Annotated in this window: 14 protein-coding genes; 2 read left to right on the top strand and 12 right to left on the bottom strand. The window is 33.1% G+C overall.

Annotated elements, in window-relative coordinates; all coding sequences use genetic code 11:
• The first annotated feature begins 628 nt into the window (after positions 1 to 628).
• The gene (locus FS935_RS18085; RefSeq protein WP_146950051.1) at positions 629 to 1,036 is read left to right on the top strand and encodes a hypothetical protein; all 408 of its coding nucleotides are present in this window, start codon (positions 629 to 631) and stop codon (positions 1,034 to 1,036) included.
• A gap of 435 nt (positions 1,037 to 1,471) precedes the next feature.
• On the opposite strand, the gene FS935_RS18095 is transcribed toward FS935_RS18085, so the two are convergent.
• Both FS935_RS18095 and FS935_RS18100 read right to left on the bottom strand, forming a co-directional pair.
• Complete coding sequence (locus FS935_RS18095) at positions 1,472 to 2,113, bottom strand: tyrosine-type recombinase/integrase (protein ID WP_146950053.1); 642 nt, start codon at positions 2,111 to 2,113, stop codon at positions 1,472 to 1,474.
• 311 nt (positions 2,114 to 2,424) lie between these two features.
• Positions 2,425 to 2,796 carry an rRNA methyltransferase gene (locus FS935_RS18100; RefSeq protein ID WP_146950054.1) on the bottom strand — a complete coding sequence of 124 codons (372 nt, stop codon included), beginning with the start codon at positions 2,794 to 2,796 and terminating at the stop codon, positions 2,425 to 2,427.
• Positions 2,797 to 2,923: 127 nt separating this feature from the next.
• Here FS935_RS18100 and FS935_RS18105 point away from each other — a divergent pair, with 127 nt between their 5' ends.
• Positions 2,924 to 3,142 carry a hypothetical protein gene (locus FS935_RS18105; protein WP_146950055.1) on the top strand — a complete coding sequence of 73 codons (219 nt, stop codon included), beginning with the start codon at positions 2,924 to 2,926 and terminating at the stop codon, positions 3,140 to 3,142.
• Between the two features lie 14 nt (positions 3,143 to 3,156).
• Here the strand turns inward: FS935_RS18105 and xerS are convergent, their stop codons facing one another.
• The 10 genes from xerS to FS935_RS18150 form a co-directional block, all read right to left on the bottom strand.
• On the bottom strand, positions 3,157 to 4,236 hold the full coding sequence (gene xerS, locus FS935_RS18110; RefSeq protein ID WP_146950056.1) for a tyrosine recombinase XerS: 1,080 nt from the start codon (positions 4,234 to 4,236) through the stop codon (positions 3,157 to 3,159).
• 223 nt (positions 4,237 to 4,459) lie between these two features.
• Positions 4,460 to 5,674, bottom strand: a complete 1,215-nt coding sequence (locus FS935_RS18115; RefSeq protein WP_146950057.1) for a hypothetical protein — start codon at positions 5,672 to 5,674, stop codon at positions 4,460 to 4,462.
• Positions 5,675 to 5,863: 189 nt separating this feature from the next.
• On the bottom strand, positions 5,864 to 6,073 hold the full coding sequence (copZ, locus tag FS935_RS18120; protein ID WP_146950058.1) for a copper chaperone CopZ: 210 nt from the start codon (positions 6,071 to 6,073) through the stop codon (positions 5,864 to 5,866).
• A gap of 19 nt (positions 6,074 to 6,092) precedes the next feature.
• Positions 6,093 to 6,320 carry a hypothetical protein gene (locus FS935_RS18125; RefSeq protein ID WP_146950059.1) on the bottom strand — a complete coding sequence of 76 codons (228 nt, stop codon included), beginning with the start codon at positions 6,318 to 6,320 and terminating at the stop codon, positions 6,093 to 6,095.
• A gap of 644 nt (positions 6,321 to 6,964) precedes the next feature.
• The gene (locus FS935_RS18130) at positions 6,965 to 8,374 is read right to left on the bottom strand and encodes an MDR family MFS transporter (RefSeq protein WP_146950060.1); all 1,410 of its coding nucleotides are present in this window, start codon (positions 8,372 to 8,374) and stop codon (positions 6,965 to 6,967) included.
• A 295-nt stretch (positions 8,375 to 8,669) separates the two neighbouring features.
• Complete coding sequence (locus tag FS935_RS18135; protein ID WP_146950061.1) at positions 8,670 to 10,115, bottom strand: DEAD/DEAH box helicase; 1,446 nt, start codon at positions 10,113 to 10,115, stop codon at positions 8,670 to 8,672.
• A gap of 234 nt (positions 10,116 to 10,349) precedes the next feature.
• Positions 10,350 to 10,517, bottom strand: a complete 168-nt coding sequence (locus tag FS935_RS23480; protein ID WP_158638644.1) for a hypothetical protein — start codon at positions 10,515 to 10,517, stop codon at positions 10,350 to 10,352.
• 260 nt (positions 10,518 to 10,777) lie between these two features.
• Entirely contained in the window at positions 10,778 to 11,944 is a 1,167-nt protein-coding gene (locus FS935_RS18140) for a Ger(x)C family spore germination protein (protein ID WP_146950062.1), read from the bottom strand.
• Complete coding sequence (locus FS935_RS18145) at positions 11,937 to 13,049, bottom strand: GerAB/ArcD/ProY family transporter (RefSeq protein ID WP_146950063.1); 1,113 nt, start codon at positions 13,047 to 13,049, stop codon at positions 11,937 to 11,939. The genes FS935_RS18140 and FS935_RS18145 overlap by 8 nt, the downstream gene beginning before the upstream one ends.
• Positions 13,050 to 13,052: 3 nt before the next feature.
• Complete coding sequence (locus FS935_RS18150; RefSeq protein ID WP_275669628.1) at positions 13,053 to 14,612, bottom strand: spore germination protein; 1,560 nt, start codon at positions 14,610 to 14,612, stop codon at positions 13,053 to 13,055.
• Between the last annotated feature and the right edge of the window lie 46 nt (positions 14,613 to 14,658).

The following is a 14,658-nucleotide window of genomic DNA, read 5'->3' on the forward strand; positions in this document are numbered from 1 at the left end:
AGTAGTTTTGCAAGGGGTTTAGCAAGAACACGTATATATGCACTCTTTTACTATTAAAAACTATTTTTGGTTAAGTGAAAACTATAGGGGGTTTTTATTTATTCAAAAATCAAACGCAAGTGTTGAAGAGCTAAACATATTATTTTTAACTCTACTATGTTAGTTGCTTTTCCGTTGGATATAATAACGGTTAGGAATAGAGGGAGGAAACTGACTCTTATTCTTAAAGTCTCAACTTCGTGTAAAATATCTATTAACACAACTAAATAAAAGTAGATTAACGCGTCTCAAATCCTTGGTAATAATGGGGTTGAGACGTTTTTTATTAGATCAGGTACTTAAAGATAAGTGTTATTAACACGTCTTGGGATAGAAACACCAGAATCCTTATGAAGGTCTTATCCGACTAGGAGTTGAAGAAGGAATTTTAACAGACGTATTTTAAAACAGCTTATTCAACAATAAAACCGCTGTTCTGGAATAAGGATAGAGCTGATTCTTATTCTAGGGCAGGGCAAATATAAAAAACCTTCAAACTCAAAATTGGATATATATGTTAAAATATAATGAGATAACAAAAGAATAAAAGTTCGTAGAGGGTATCTTAAAAGAAGAAGGGAGATTTAATTTGAGGAAACTTATTTTTTTCGTTCTTATTCTACTAATATTACTAACAGGATATAGCTTTTTTAATAATGCTCCCCATAATGTTGAGCTAGGGAAGTCCATATATTCTATAGTAGAAGATGTAAATAATACTGAAATCAGTATTAACACTTTAGCTGATTTTGACTGGGATAAAGGTTTCCTTTATACACCTTATAGTACCCAAAAAGGTATAGATGAGCAATTAGGTGTTCATTTTAAAGATCCTAGTAATATTGATTGGAGAGACGATATATATCTTTTGGTTTTCATGAAAGATGATAAAGTTGTTCAATATGCAGAGGTGGATCGTCAAGGTGCTGATTTTAAATTAGGGGAAAAGGAGTACCTTACTCCTTCCGATGATGTGATATTTATAGAAAGATATTAAAATTATTATTCATTATACTCTTCAACAAACGAGCGCTTATCTTGAATAAAGGTAAGTTCTTGTTCATTTTAAGGGAGATAATGGAGAAGAACTCTTATTAAGCGTAGACAATTACTGTGCAGCAAGTATTGTCATTATTTTCGTGAATATAATCAACAATTCTCTATGTTCTGTAATGATTTAAGTTAGAAGATGTGTGATATTGTGAAGCTTTTCACTTAAACTAACGGGCAGGATAGTTGAAATAGAGAGATGTAATATCTATCTCTCTATTAAGTCTTAATTGATGACCACCGTGATGTTTTGTTGATTGCTAACGAAGCCGGTATATATAGCAAGGGGGAATAAAATGAAACTATTTGATGTCGTTAGAATAACAAAAGACAACTCAATTGAAGCCATCACCAAAGGGCAAATTGGGACAATTTTAGAAGTTTATGATGATAACCATTGCTCTAATGGATGCGTCTGATGTTTTGGTAGGGAAGCTTTATACCTTTTTAATAAAGGAATCATGATGGAATGGAGGGGGAGAAGACGTTCTTTTTTCCCCTTTCCATAAACCAGAACCGTTTCATTATATAAATCGATTTGCTCCCATGACAGGTCAATTAGTTCCTGACGCCTCATACCTGTTGTGGCCAGCAACTTGAAAATCGCTTCATTCCGAAGTGAGAGAGAGCGCTCATCTTGTTCTAGGTAGGAGAAAAGCTTTTTAACTTCTTCTAAGTTCATATAAACAGGAAGCCTCGTATCCATCTTCGGTGATTTTATACCAGCCATAAAGTCAGCAGACATCATCTGTTCTTTCAAACAGAACTGACAGAACGACTTTAAACTCGAGATTCGCCGGCGCATGGTCCTAGGCTGGATATGTCGCTTTAGGGTTTGATTTTGGATAAAGCGACGCACGAGGGAGGGGGTTAAATCTTCCAATACAGTCGAGCGTTTATGATCCTGAAGGAAACCAAGAAAGATTATTAAATCACTTTCATAGCTACTAATAGTATTGTGCGAATAATTTTGTTCAACTTCGAGATACAGTAAAAAATCATCTAAAGCTTGTTGAAATTCCATAAAAAAGTTCCTCCAAATAATAATTATTTGGACGTACCAACAACTTATATCCCATCCCAAGACATTATCAGAACGTGACCGAATGTTATGAGGAAGTTCCCCGGTAGTTATGGGTTGAGATTATTGGGAAGTAGAGCTCCGAAACTTCTCAATAACAGTTATTATGGGAAGTATCTCATTTTACAAAAATTTTAAATTCGTCTCAATACATTGAGTTAACTAGGTTTTTGAGATAATTTCAGCGAAAATGAACTAACTTCCTATAATATATATTATGTTCGGGGCGTTATAGAAAATGAACAAAAACGGGTCTATTCAACCCGATATTTATAACTACTGTTTTTGATTTTTTTATAGTCAATAAAATCTACACTGTATTCCAAAACATCATTTATAAAAAGGTTATTTGCATTTGCAAACTCTTTGACAGCAGCTAATAGCTCCTTATCATATGTTGTTTTGTATTGGACTCGGTCTTTAGGTCGTAAAGCTTTATTAAACGTAATAGTTCCTTGTGATAACAAGTTTTGTAAGCCGTTTTCGAGTAAATAATTTGGGTGGCTATCATATTCATCAGCTAATTTACTTAAATGTTCGATTAGTGATTTACTGATATTTGTTCTAAATTTAACTCTGTTTTGATCTGTTTTTTGGACTAATTTACCATCGATTAATTTCCACATTGCTTTAATCACCATCTTAATTCGAATAATTCTATTGGTCTATATTTGATCTTTCTCCAATAGTTTATAAAAAGAGCCGTGTTTTTTTAGAAATGGCTCATTTTTATAATAAAGGAGACATTAAACTATGGCTATTGTACATTTTATTGAAGAAGGATCCATTGTGTTGACTCAGCTTTTAACTAATATACCTAATATAGATGAGACGATAAAAATTAAAGGTCGTAAAGGTAAGGTATTAAGTATTAAGGAAGTTGAAGAAAATCATTTCCATGTACTTGTATCTTTAGATAAACATCTTAAAAATCAGATAATCGAAAAAGATCCTAAAAAGAAAAAGAGATAAAATGAATTTCTGATTTATTCTTTTGGCATATCCATTTTATCCACAGCGCTTCTTAAATCATCATTTCTAATATGTGTATAAATCATTGTTGTTTGAATGGATGAATGCCCTAACTGTCTTCTTAATTTAGGAACATCGTTTATTTCAGCGTGATATCTTGTTGCAAAAGAATGTCGTAATTTATGTACGGAAAGGGAAGGTTTACCGAATGCTGTAGCATATTTTTCAACTATTTTCTCAATCGATCTACCGGTTAACCTTCTCGATTTACCTTTTGGACCCATGGTTGCAGCAACAAATAATGCTTTATTATTTTTCTCTACTTGGTAGCGAGTTTCGCGGATTTTTAAGTACTCCTGTAAATCATCCATTGCAATGTTACTGAAGTAGACGTATTGTTCTTTGTTACCTTTACGAATGACTCGTGCAGAGAACTTTTTGAAATCTATATCGTCTAAATCAAGGTTTACAACCTCTGAAAGACGTAATCCAGAGCCTAAAATTAATGAAACGATCGATGTGTCACGCTCTTTATTTAACGTATAAAAGTTTACTAGTTTTTTATTATCTTTTATAAATTCTCCATAGTCATTGGCTATAAATCTTCTGAAATTCTCATATTCATCACCAAGCAAAATTTTGCCTTCCATTTTATTTGCGATTGTTTCCATGCTATCTTTTAGTTCATTAAATTCAATTTTTGCCATCACATTGCGGTTAAGATAGGGTTGTAGATCGCGAGTTTCAGCAATGTTTTGCAGGTAATTAAATAACGACTTTAATGCAGATAATTTACGATTAACTGTGATTTCTTTGTTATGTAATTGGCATTGTAGAGCATGTAAAAAACCTTCAACTTGCTGAACGGTTAGTTTTTCTAAAAGCTCTAATGGGATATCAGTTGCTTTTCCTTCATAAAGCTGCTCAGCCATAATCCAGTTAAAGAAAATTTTATAATCATGGCAATAGTTGAGTAATGATGCAGCAGATAGCTTACGGCGTTTGTGATCGATATATTCTTCAACATACCACGGTAATTCCTTTAGTAGTGTTTGGAGTTTTTTATAATGTTGCTGTTGTGATTCATTTGCCATAATTTTCACCTCGATAATTCTATTGTACCTTAAAAAGTGAATTTTGTGTAATTTATTACGTCAAATTTATATTTTACGTAATAATGTATTTGTTTAATTGTACATACCTTTTGTCACACAAACATCTATTTTATTAAAAATCCTATGACACAAAAATTTAAACTAATAAATTCTTTGTGTCATATCAATCTTCTTTATAACTATGAATCGACAGTTAATGTATTTAACGAAATTTCAATTCAAGAATTTCCCTTGTTTCTCCTTCTAATGTAAACTCCATTATGTGAGGAGCATCACCATAGGGATTTTCGACTGTTACCTCCCATAAATTATCATGTTCGTTTTGTGTGATAGTAGTTAAAGGTGTTTCTTTCAAAGTCATCATATATTCTGACTCCTGCACCTTCTCTTCAACACCATCTTTAATAAGAATAAATTCCCCATTTTCCTCGAACCCAATAAAATCACCAATATGCTTCATGAGCCAATCATCAATCTCAGGTGATTTATGTCTAGCTGCATCTATAACTGAGGATTCAGTTAGTTCTACCTCATGTTTTAGCATATCTAGCAAGAACCGTTCGTCATGTTTACAATCATATAGACTATGGTATTCGTCTATTTTATTACCTTTGCATAAATCTACCACAATTGCTTGTACTGGAAGTTGGTTGTTATCAATCTTATTTTTGCCTGCTGTGTTTATTTGGAAATTTTCATTTCCTTTATCATTATAGTTAACACGCCGACCGTCTGTTATAAGCTGAATATACTTGTACCCTTCAAAGTCAAGCATTGAATCTGTAACGATGTCAAGATTACCAAGCACGAGCTTTGCATCTGTATACATATAATTATTCTGGTACTCGTCCTCTTTAACCTTTTGCCTTTTTACTTCAAGACGTCTCCTGTCATTAGAAAGATCAATGTTATAGTAGTTTACCGTTCCTTCATAATTTTGCTCTACAAGCTCTATCTTAAACCTTTCATACGTTCCATCTTCAACAATGGTTAAATCAAGCTCACTTAATTCAATGCTATTATCATTCATATTCAGCTGATCGCTTAGATTCTCTATTTCCTCTTCCAAGCTTCCACTATAAAAATTTGTATCTAATAAATCAACATGAAGAGTCCTTTCATAGATCATATTTTCAATTCGAGGAATAAATATACCGAGCATAAAAATGACTAATCCAACATAGGCTGCCAAATTTTTCGTCTTAGCATTAACTTTAGGTTGACGGAAAAACAATAGAAAAACAGCAAAACCTAATGGTAGCTTAAGTCCATTTAAATCCAGCATAAAGGCTCCAAGAAAAGTAAATCCAAATAACTTTAGAAGTAAAAGTGATTCCTCCTCTTTTGATTTTCGATAAAATACCAGTATAAGGACGATGGTGGAAATGAAGATAATTAATTGTACTGTGTTGTTCATCATGCCCTCGCTTTTTATTCTTTTTTTCTAATTATTTCAAATCCTATGAAATATAACAATACTATTCTAATCGATCCTCAAGATTTGCTGTAGTTATTATACATTTGATAACAAACTTTCGATACAAAAAAGCCGTGAATTCAACTATCACTTGTTGAATTCACGGCTTTTTAATGGTTTAAATATACATTAACTTTCAACTTCATATCCTTGTTCTTCAATTGCCTCTTTCAGTTTATCTAGTGAAACACTATCAACATTATATTCAATAAAGACATTCTCTTTCTCTAAATCAACCAATAATCTTTCAACACCATTTAATGTTCCAACGTTTTCTTCAATGCTCTTTACACAATGATCACATGACATTCCCTTTACTTTTAACGAAACCTTTTCCATACCATCATCTCCCTTTAATTTATATGTTCTTCTTTACCTCTTCTCTAAGAAATTCAATCATATTTTCTGATAAATTAGCAGGCAAGGATGTTTCTTCTTCAAAAAGCCAGGTGTTTACTACTTCTAGATCTGATTTTTTAAACGTAATACTATAATCTTTGTGGTTGTGAGTAAAATCTGTAGTGACAGATTCTTCACCATTAAAGTCATCATCAATAATCATGTGAGTTATTTCTAAATTGTCCATTATCATAATCTCCTTTTGTATTTCTTTTATATAGAATGGACGAATAGAAGATCTTTATTCAGTTTGAAAATAAAAAACAAACCACATCATTTTGGGGTTGTTTTTTTATGTTACTATTTTCCTTATCTATAAGGGCTGTTTTCGTAAACTTTGTTGCTTTTAATAACCTAAAGGAAACCTCACTGTATGCAGTCTAGTGGCATCTTTTCTTCTTTAAATACCTTTTAGCGTTAAACACACAGTTTTAAACAGATTATTAGGGCATATTAGCAACAATCTTTGAGAAAAGAGCCTCTATAAGAAACATTGTTGTATTGTGAGCAATGAAATTACCGTTTAATTTTTGGTATTTCATGTGGTAGGAACTTGTTATTTGTTAAAACTTCCACCCTTTAGAAACTACTTCAAAAGCTTCAGCATATTTTTTTTATCGTATTTATATTTTCCACTTCAGGATCAAGCGTAAAGTTGAACGATTACCACTTAAAGTTGAATGATTATGATAAAAAGTTGAACGATTCCAAAATGGATGCCTGAATACAAAGAAAAAAAGAGTCAATCTACATCATAGATTGACTCTTTTTGGTTAGTTACTTATATTTCTTTTCAATAACAGATTCATTTTTGTTTGCTGCTTCTGTTTTTTAAAGTGATTGCTGCTTTTTTTCATTAGTTTGATTGCTTTTAATAAAAAATGCAAAAATCAATCCAATTAATGAAAGTACTGCGACAACAATAAAGGCGATGTTAGCTCCAAAAATGTCAGGGTGCAAAACATTGGGTTTTTGTTCAGCAAGAGTTTCTGTAGTTGTCATTACAGTTACAAGTATCGCTGTACCAACTGAAGCTGCGACCATTCTAATCGTGTTATCCATTGCAGCTCCATGTGGAATAAGTCGCTTTGGAAGCTGGTTTAAAGCTGCAGTTTGAACTGGCATTAAGACCATAGCTAAACCAAACATTCTTACACCATACATAACAGTAATGTATGTGAAAGTTGTTTCTGTATCAAGACTTGAGAAGGCAAACGTTGAAATGGTTAAAATCGTTAAGCCAGAAATAACTAACCAGCGAGCCCCTATTTTATCAAAAACACGACCTATAATCGGTGAAAGTATTCCCGTAACTAGAGCACCAGGCAATAAAGCTAGGCCTGCTTCAAATGCTGTAAAATCACGCATATCCTGCATGAATAATGGAATAATCGTTTCAACGCCAATCAATCCCATAAAAGTAATCATCCCGATTATAACGGCAAAAGGGAAAATCGAGTATTTGAACACTCTAAATTCAAGCATTGGATGCTCTAAATGTAGCTGTCTTGTTATAAACAAAATCAGTGATATGATACCAACACTAACAGTTACTAAGGTGATGGGATTCAACCAACCGTTGTTTCCAGCAGATGTAAACCCATAAAGTAGACCTCCAAAACCTAAGGTTGAAAAGATAATTGATAAAATATCTAATTTTGGTTTTGTGATCTCTGTTACGTTTTTTAAGGCAAATATGGCAATTAGTATATCTATAATAGCAATAGGTAATATGATTAAAAATAAGACTCTCCAAGAATAATGTGAAGTGACCCAGCCTGACAGAGCAGGACCAATTGCTGGTGCAAAGGAGATAACAAGTCCGATAAGCCCCATTGCAGCTCCACGTTTATTTATCGGGAAAATCATTAAAAATACAGTCGTCATAAGAGGAAGCATAACACCAGCTCCACTAGATTGAATCACTCTACCCAATAATAAAACCTCAAAATTCGGAGCAATCGCAGCAACTAAAGTTCCAAAAGCAAAAACACTCATAGCGGTGATAAAAAGCTGCCTTGTTGTAAATTTCTCTAATAAAAATGCGCTAATTGGAATCATAATCCCATTCACACACATAAACACAGTTGTTAGCCACTGTGCACTATTTGCAGTAACACCCATCTCTTTCATAATTGGCGGAATAGCCGTTATCATTAATGTTTGATTTAATATGGCAATAAATGAGCCTGCAAGAAGCAGTACGACAATTGTCGTTTTATTATAGCTTGATGATACCATCCTAGATCCCTTCCCTATCTCTACTTTTTTTACAGACAAATTATTATAAACAATTAATGAAAGATATGAAAGTAATTAGCTTTCCGAAATAAATAGTTATTTCTTATATGCAAATCTTAAAAATTAACCATAGCTAAAATTTACTATATTTAAATAAGTATTATGAAGTCATAAGTCGTTATTTTTAGCATAATGATGTTTTTTAACTATATTTATATAACGTTTTTGCGATTTATAACCGAAAAAAAACACCACTCTATAAAGAATAGTGCTTCATCATTTGAGATAAAAAACATTATTTAATTGCAATGCTTACCTTTAATTTCTTACCTTTTACCGTTGTATGCTCCATTGCTTGTAGAACGACTGATCCTTTTCCATTTAGAATATCAACATATGTTAACTGATCTTGAATGGTAATGATTCCGATGTCCTCTGATGTTACACCTGGGATATTTGAAATTGTACCAACGAAATCAACTGCTCTAAGCTTTTTCTTTTTTCCACCGCTAAAATGTAGCTTTGTAATATCTTTATTAATTCTTGCTGTTTTGTTATTTTTAACAATTCTGCGTCCACTTATCTTTTCATCGAAAGCTGCTTGCCCTTTTGTTACTTCTTCATTTGTAGGAGCCTCAATCGTTGGAATTTCAAAGTTGATGTATCTTTCGATAGCTCTAATGAATTTTTCTTCATACGGTGTGGCAAAAGTAATGGCTTTCCCTTTATTACCTGCACGACCTGTTCGACCTGTTCTATGAACATAACTTTCTTTTTCCATTGGAACATCATAGTTTATAACTAGTGTTACATTATCAATATCAATTCCTCTTGCAGCAACATCAGTTGCAACGAGATAGCGGAAATTACCAATTTTGAAGCCGTCCATTACAGCGAATCGATCTTCCTGTTCTAAACCACCATGAAGTTTTTCTACAGAGTAGTTTGCATGATCTAATTGAGAGTAAACAGTATCAACATTTTCTTTTGTTCGGCAGAAAATGATACAGCTGTCAGGATTTTCGACAACAGTTAAATCTTTAAGAAGTGATATTTTTCCTTGTTCCTTCACTTCAATTTTACTATGCTCAATTGTACTTGTTGTCATCTCTTTAGCTGCAATTTCAATATGTGATGGATTTTTCATGTACTTATGACAAAGATTTTCGACATCTTTAGGTAAAGTTGCAGAAAAGACCATTGTTACTCGATCAGTAGGTAGCTCTTTAATAATGGCTTCAACTTCATCAATAAAACCCATATTAAGCATTTCATCAGCTTCATCAATCACAAGAAAATCAATTTTTTCGAGTGATAAAGTTCCTCTTTCGATATGATCCATTACACGTCCAGGTGTACCAACAACAACATGAGTTTTTTGTTTCAATTCCTCTTTTTGTTTACTAAACGGTTCCTTACCATATACAGCCATTGCTTTAATTCGTTTAAAACGTCCAATATTTGTTATATCTTCACGAACTTGTGCTGCAAGCTCTCGTGTAGGTGTTAAAATTAGTGCTTGTGGTTTTCTTTCTTCCCACTCGATCATTTCACAAAGTGGAATTCCAAAGGAAGCTGTCTTTCCGCTTCCAGTTTGTGACTTAACTACAAGGTCTTGTTTATTGAATGCTTTTGGTAAAACTTCACGTTGAACCTCTGTAGGTGTTGAGTATTTTAATACCTTTAATGATCTGTTTATTTCATCACTTAATTGGAACTTTTCAAAATTATCTTCTATCATAGTTAAACCTCGTTTTTTTTTTGATTATTCGACTTTATAATAAGCTTATTTAAAAAATTCATTTTTATCATTTTTGTTGATAGAGTTAATGCTGTACAAACTGCATATATGCTTAGCTAAGTCATTTAACAAAAATATAAAAAAAGTCTTTAAAAAGGATCATATGAAAAATCTGAATATGTTTATTATACGTTAAAATTCAAAGAAAAAGCAGGTAACCATAAAAGTTGCCTTTTAATTTCTATCATCTTGATCTTTTAAGCTTTCTTTTTTCCAGCTTGGATTTCCTTTTTCATATGTAATATGGCTTATGCTAAACATGATAAAAGGAATGAAAAAAGCTAATAAGCTATAAAGAACTTGCTTCCAGGTTGGTATGAGCACTTCTAGAAATTCTATCATTTGTTTTCTCCTAATTCTCTTTTTGAAAGGCTCTGTTAAACTTTGTTGTTGATTTCCGTTACAGGCATTCGCTTTCCGCGGGCGGTCCGGGGGCCTCCTCGGCGCAAGCGCCCTGCGGGGTCTCCCTTTGACACGCTTCTCCCGCAGGAGTCTCATGCCTTTCACTCTAATCAACAATGTGCTAAAAATCAACATTAACCTTTAACATAGCCTTTTGAAATAACGATTAAAAGTAAGTAGTAGTTGCTATATTAAACATACTACTCTTCTAATGAAGATCGGATAATTGTTCCGCTTCTATCGACAACCGTGTTCACATTTACTTCAATTTCACTTTGTTGAAAATAATTTTCACCAATATCCCAATCGTTTTTCATATCCTCCCATTCATTTGGATATTTCACCCGAAACTTTTGACTGAATCCAAAAATATCTGTTTTAAGATCATCACGCACTTTCTTTATTGCAAGTTTTGTAAATTCATGAATTTTATCTTTTATTGCTTCCTCAGTCTGGTTAATTTCTTCTTCATCCAAAAGATCAAATGATTTATAAGATTCAGGAATTGTTCCGGTTGTTTTAATAGTAACGTTAAATTTTATCTTTCCTTTTTCATAAACAGGCTCTATATCCGTTTTCACCTTGTCCATTTCATACACAACAATTTCGTCTTTAACTTTAGCTTCCAGTAAGCCACCTTTTAATTCTCCTGTAATAAAGTTTACCCCTTCTGTTGCGTCTTCCTCAATAAAACCTACAAGTTTGTCTGTATACCCATTAAAAACAGCTTGACCAGATATTTTCACTTCTTCTGGATTTAATTTAACAATCATTTGAATCATATAACTATCATCACCAAGCAAATTTTCGTGGATTTTACCAATTCTAGTTGGTGGTACCATACGTGCATTTTTATAATTATTTTTTGAGATCGATTTAATATAAATAGCTGGTAGCTTTTCATTTTTAGGGGTGATTTCTAGAATGTCTCCAGCTTTTTCAGGTGTAACCATAATTTGTGTTCCCCTACGCATTTCTGGATATCTAAGAAAGTAATCGAGAATATCGGGGAAATGATCGGACTTTGCTAATTCTTCAGAAACAACAATGAGCTTAATGTGTTCATAAAAAGGTGAGCGGTTCGTTCGTGCAGCTACTCTTCGTACAGTTTCAAAGATTGTATTTCCTGAAGACACAATGTTTTGGAAAGCATCCCCAGAACCTCCTTCACCACTTCCCCCCTGACTTGATTCAGTAGGTATAACAAATTGCTGTGATAATGAAAGTGGTCCTTCATCTTCAGTTTCTTCATTTAAATCAACCCCAACACCGATAACAAATCCACGTTCTTCAATCTCTATTGAATCCCAGCAGCCTGACGTAATGAATAAGCAAAAAATTACTATAAAAAATTTCCATTTACGCATAATGCTTGACCCCTTTAATCCGTTTTATCCATATGATCATGAGTAAAATGAGTGGGAAGATCACTCCGTAAAAGAATCCAATTAAGGCAATTGTTTTACCTACTAATTGGATTTGAAATGCAGTATCAGGTGACATGGCAATTAAATAAGTAATCGGAGAAACCACTAAAATCAACGCTTTTCTCTGTACTTTAAACATTGTTTGAAATAAATGAATCGTAATATCTAGTGCCATTGATGCAGTATTAAATACAGTCATAATCCATACCGTGAAAAAAATCGACTCAAATCTTTCTACAAATCCCCCTGGTGCTTCAATTTCTTTTGCTACTTCAATTGTTGGATAGATGATTTCAGCTGTCGCTAAATTACCAAATACAGCGATAGTGACTGTATAAATGATCAAATAAAGGATAATAGGTATCCCAATACCGATAACAGTCATTTTTGGTGCTGTTTTAGGTGATCTCATGAATGAAATATAAACAAGGACAACAACATATCCAATAAAAGAAAAAACGGTTTCTTGGGCTGCCTGCCAATATCCACTAAATGAGCTAGTAAATGCTGGTCTTAGATTACTTAATTCAAATAATGGAATATTAAAAAATTGTACAAGTAGTGTCACAGCTAGAACAATTGGTAAAAACATTAAATTAAGTCGCACTAAAGCGATTCTTGATCCTGATACTCCATAAATAACAACTAATAAAAACACGAGTGATATGGCTTCAATTGGTGTTTGATCAAACATATATAGCTTTGATATATTTGTAATCACTCGTGTTTCTAAAGAACAAGTTAATAAAAAAGCAATCGCTAATATAAATGTTAAAGCATAAGCCACAGGCTTGGTAAGAAGTGATGATGTATATTCTAAAAATGTCTTTTTAGGAAAAGTGGAAACGATCTTAGCTAATAACCAACCAAAAAAAAGAAAGAATATTCCGCTACCTAATATCGATATCCATCCATCAAAAGTATTTGTATGTTTTGCAATTAAACGAGGTAAAGTTAAAACTCCTACTCCGATCATCATCGAGGAAATAATATATGTTAGTTCTTTACCACCGATTTCTTGATCAGCGTAATCGAATGTTTTCATAAATTATTCCCCCATCCGTTTGTCATCTTGGGTTTGCATATATTTTGGTCTTTTTGTGAAAAAGGTTAACGGTGCCCTAAATACAAGGTCTTTCCAATCACTATATATGGATGGTGCAAAAGGTGTTGTATAAGGTACTCCCATTGATTTTAAATTTGCCATATGAATATTAATCATAATATAAGCTAGAATGATTCCGTAAAACCCAAAAACACTTGCCACAATCAAGAAAATAAACCGAAGCATTCTTATGGTAATGGCAAATGAATAAAAAGGGATAGCAAATGTTGAAATAGCTGTTACTGCCACAACAATAACCATAATCGGACTTACAATCCCAGCACTAACTGCAGCTTCTCCAATAACCAAACCACCAACGATCCCAACTGTTTGCCCAATTGGTTTAGGTAAACGAACTCCTGCCTCTCGCAAGATTTCCATGGTAACTTCCATAAATACAGCTTCAATAAATGATGGAAACGGGACACCCTCCCTTGTAGAGGATATCGAAAAAGCAAGATTAGAGGGAATCATACCTGGATGAAAGGATACAAGAGCAACATATAAACTAGGTAAAAATAACGCAATAAAAGCACATAAGTATCTTAATGCTCTAATTAAAGATCCAATATACCAACGTTCATAATAATCTTCAGGGGATTGCAATGTTTCGGCAAAAGTTAAAGGTGCTAAAAGAACGAATGGTGTTCCATCTAAGAAAAGTGCGATCTTTCCTTGCATTAACGCAGCAGAAACTTTGTCAGGTCTTTCCGTATTTTGAAGTTGCGGAAATGGTGATAAAAAATCATCCTCTATCCATTGTTCAACATACCCTGTTTCAGGAACATCATCTAAATCAATGGTCTTTACTCTTCTTCTAACCTCTTTAACAATTTCCGGGTGAGTAATTCCGTCAATATAAGATAAAACCAAACTCTTTTTAGATCTTCTTCCTACTCTATACTGTTCAAACCGCAAATTAGGATCTCGGATTCTTCTTCTTAAATGGACAAGATTTGTTCCAATATTTTCAGTAAATCCATCTCTTGGTCCTCGTACTAAGGATTCGGTAACGGGCTCTTCTACACTCCTACTTGTCCATCCCTTTGTTCCTATTATTAAAAGTTGTTTGGCATCATCAATCATCAGAGCGGTATCACCAGAAAGAATCGATATACTTAAATCATCTAATGTATCTACAACAGCTAATTCAGAAATTGATAGAATTTCATTTTTAAGCTTTTTAAGTAATGCTTCTGGATTTGTTGCTGCTGATTCTAAATGAGACATTTCAGATTGAATGTTTTTTATGACAAAATCATTCACACTGTTTTTATCAATCAAGCCATCAAAATAAAAAAGGGCAATTTTTGTATGACCGATCATAAGTCGTCTTATCACTAAATCACTCGGTGAATTCATCATATTTTGGATGTTCTTTATATTTTCCTCTATGTCTAATACCAAATGTGGTGTGAAATCTTCTTTTTGTTCATCATGATTTGTTCGTTTTTTCTGTTCTTGATGTTGAAAATGAGCATTTCTCCGCAAAAAACCAAACAATCTAAACACCTCTTAACAAAGAATGGAAGGATAGCTTCTTCTATTC

The sequence above is a fragment of the Metabacillus litoralis genome, assembly GCF_007994985.1.
Taxonomy (GTDB): domain Bacteria; phylum Bacillota; class Bacilli; order Bacillales; family Bacillaceae; genus Metabacillus; species Metabacillus litoralis.